The organism is Vibrio sp. 811 (assembly GCF_033339195.1).
In genome coordinates, this window is sequence record NZ_JAWOUB010000798.1 from 1 (window position 1) to 550 (window position 550).

General features: G+C 43.8%; 1 pseudogene. It reads right to left on the reverse strand.

The annotated features are described in order from the left end of the window. Nucleotides 1–550, reverse strand: a pseudogene (locus R7Q46_RS29460) (erythrose-4-phosphate dehydrogenase); the annotation flags it as partial.

Genomic DNA, 550 nt, shown 5'->3' on the forward strand with positions numbered 1-550 from the left:
GAAATTGCTTCGAATTTGTTGGAAAATTTCGGGAAGATTCTTTCAATTCCTTTATGCAACTTGGTGTCAACAGGAATGATAGATTGGCTCGCAGCTCGAGTACGACGTAAGTCATTATGGTAGGCATCAATAACTTGTTGGTCGTTCATGGATGAGTGGATTGTGGTAATGGTACCTGACTCAATCCCAAATGCTTCATCCAATACTTTGATTATGGGAACAATACAGTTGGTGGTACATGAACCATTGGACACCACGCGGTGTTCATCTTTGAGAGTTTCGTGGTTCACACCGTAAATAATGGTGTTATCGAGATCGTTCGCTCCTGGGTGAGAGAAGAGCACTTTCTTCGCTCCGGCTTCGATATGGGCAAGACCATCCGCCTTTGAACCATAAACGCCGGTACAATCTAAAACGATATCGACCTCAAGGTCGCGCCACGGAAGCAGTTCAATTTCAGAGAGATGAAGAATTCGGATGGCATCATATTCACCGCTTTCATGGTGAACATTCAAATGTTCTTGATCGTGGGAGATTTTCTTACCGAAAC